This is a genomic window from Mycobacterium sp. (assembly GCF_052145595.1).
In the GTDB taxonomy this organism is placed as follows: Bacteria; Actinomycetota; Actinomycetes; order Mycobacteriales; family Mycobacteriaceae; genus Mycobacterium.
The window spans coordinates 1-2,573 of the sequence record NZ_JBKQOI010000382.1 but is presented as its reverse complement, the minus strand read 5'-3'; the positions used below and the strand labels follow the sequence as shown (position 1 = coordinate 2,573).

Genomic DNA, 2,573 nt, shown 5'->3' with positions numbered 1-2,573 from the left:
GGTGTCACCCGGCGTCAGTTCGACCGAGCGGACCGCGGCGTATGCCGTGGTGCCGGCGACGAACAGGCCCCCTGCGGCTTCCCATGACACTGCCGGCGGCTTGGGCGTGAGCTGATCGGCGGGCACCACCACGAATTCGGCGTGGCTGGCTCGGCCGTTCGTGAAACCCAGCACCTCGTCGCCCACTGAGAAGGCATCGACGCCGGTGCCGACCTCGGCGACGACACCGGCGAGATCACTGCCCTGCCCGGACGGAAATGTCGCTGGGAAGATCTCGTCGAGCGCACCCTGGCGAATCATCGCTTCGCCTGGGTTGACGCCAGCTGCCTTCACCTCGACCAGCACTTCACCGGTGCCAGGTTGCGGGCGGGGAACCTCGCGTACATCGAGGACGTCGATGCTGCCGTAGCGATCGAATCGCACTGCTTTCATGAGCTGTCCGTCCTTATCTCCGTTTTTGGACCATGAGAGCTGGGGCTTATCGGCACCTAACTAACCTAACGCTTGTATCCGCGGATTCTTGGCCCACAGGATCGGTCGGCGTGACCGCCGACGAGATTTGAAAGCACGCGGGAGCTTTTCGCGAACCGCCCGGCCGCGGCGGGCGGCTGGGTGCCCGAGGACTTGTGCCACATGGGTTTTCCCGACTCCGACGGTTCCGCAAAGGATCATGACATCAGGGGATCGGGCGAGGTTGACAATGGCGTGGTGTTACCGGTCCTCGCTGTCAGACCTGCATCGAAAAATGGTCGCGTCTGTACGCTGGTCAGCGGCCCGGGTCATAGGATCGGCCAATGCACCTTGACGAGTACATGTCATTGGATGCGACCGCTCTGGCCGAGTTGGTCGAGCGCAAACAGGTCACCCCGGCCGAACTTGTTGCTTTGGCGCGGCGACGCGCCGACGCGGTCAATCCAAGGTTGAACGCGATCGTTCGTCGCCTCGACGACGTCGCCGATAGGCAAGCCGCCGATCCGGATCTGCGCGGAGCGTTTGCCGGGGTGCCCTTTCTGATCAAAGACCTTGATCAGGAGTATCGGGGCTTTCCCACGTCGTGCGGTTCGAGGTCGCTGGCCAATGACGTGGCCGACCGGCACGCCCTGGTGACGCAGCGGTTCCTTGACGCGGGGCTGGTGATCTTCGGCATGACCAATACCCCCGAGTTCGGGGCCAAGGGCGTGACGGAATCCGAGTACTTGGGTCCGGCTCGCAACCCCTGGAACACCGAGCACACTCCCGGCGGCTCGTCGGGCGGATCGGGGGCCGCGGTTGCGGCGGGCATCGTTCCGGCAGCGGGGGCCAACGACGGTGGCGGATCGATCCGCATCCCCGCCGCCTGCAACGGGCTCGTCGGCCTCAAGGCCAGCCGGGGGCTGTCGCCCTACGGGCCGCAGACCGGCGAGCCGATGTTCGGGATGGAGACCCAGGGCGTCGTTTCGCGCACCGTGCGCGACAGCGCCGCCCTCTATGACGCGATCATCGGCCCCAATCCGCTTGCCGCCTATCAGGTTGCGCTTCCCGACGTCCCGTTCGCGAAACACATCAAGAGTCGTCCCGGCGCCGTAAAGATCGGGTATTCGACCTCCTCGGCGATCAACCCCCATCCCGACCGGGAAGCGATCGCCGCAATCGAAGAAGCGGCGAAGCTGCTGCGCGACCTGGGTCACCAGGTCGAGGAAGTCCAGCCGCCCTACGACGACGCCGCATTGGCGCGCGACTTTCTCACCATTTGGTTCGCGCAGCTCTACCGACATGTCGCCGAGATCAAACAGCGAATCGGTGCCCGCGACAGTGACTTTGAGGCCGACACCCTGGCCGTGAGTGAGCTCGGCCGATCCGCTGGCGTCCTGGCACCGATGCTTGCGCTGGAGAACACAAACAACTACATCCAATCCCTGGCGACGTTCCACGAGAGCTACGACTACTTCCTGACCCCCACCCTGGCCACCCCGCCCCTTGCGGTCGGTGCCACGGCGACATCGCCCCGCTTGCAGACGGTGTCCCGGGTGATCAGCAAGTTGCACGCCGGAAAAGTGCTGGCGCTCACCGGGATTCTCGATGAACTGATCCAGGAGAGCCTGGGCTGGGTACCCTACACGCAGCTCGCCAACCTCACCGGGCGGCCCGCGATCAGTGTGCCGCTACATTGGACAGACGCCGGGCTTCCTCTGGGCGTGCAGTTCGTCGGACGGCTGGGCGCGGACGGCGATCTCTTACAGTTGGCGGCGCAACTTGAAGAAGCCCATCCCTGGTCCCACCGGCATCCGGCACCCGCCTTACCGGCAAGTTAGTCCTTGCCCTGTGAGGCAAACCAGGTATCTGGGCTCGGTGAGGTTTCGATGAGGGTGGCCCCAGAAATTCGAGATCAGTCACAGTTCGTCGGCCAGTTCGGCCATGCCTTGTCCGATGGATCGGCTGGGATGCCCAGGGCAGGGATCGATCCGCTTTACGGACGCTCGGCCGGCTCGCCGTAGCGTTCCTGAGCGGCCTGGCGGCTGGTGCCGAGCATGGTTGCGATCTGAGTCCACGTGTGTCCGTGCACGCGGGCCTCGGCCACGGCATCGGCCAACTCC

At 65.0% G+C, this 2,573-nt stretch carries 2 protein-coding genes and 1 pseudogene; 1 reads left to right on the top strand and 2 read right to left on the bottom strand.

The features are described from left to right. Both ACLP4W_RS30835 and ACLP4W_RS30830 read right to left on the bottom strand, forming a co-directional pair. The coding region (locus tag ACLP4W_RS30835; RefSeq protein ID WP_442391485.1) for an alcohol dehydrogenase catalytic domain-containing protein at positions 1–432 on the bottom strand (432 nt) is incomplete at its 3' end. A 68-nt stretch (positions 433–500) separates the two neighbouring features. Next, a pseudogene (locus ACLP4W_RS30830) lies at positions 501–672 on the bottom strand (ATP-binding protein); the annotation flags it as partial. A gap of 122 nt (positions 673–794) precedes the next feature. On the opposite strand from ACLP4W_RS30830, the gene ACLP4W_RS30825 reads away from it, so the two are divergent. Beyond that, the gene (locus ACLP4W_RS30825) at positions 795–2,291 is read left to right on the top strand and encodes an amidase (protein ID WP_442380852.1); all 1,497 of its coding nucleotides are present in this window, start codon (positions 795–797) and stop codon (positions 2,289–2,291) included. Positions 2,292–2,573: the final 282 nt, after the last annotated feature.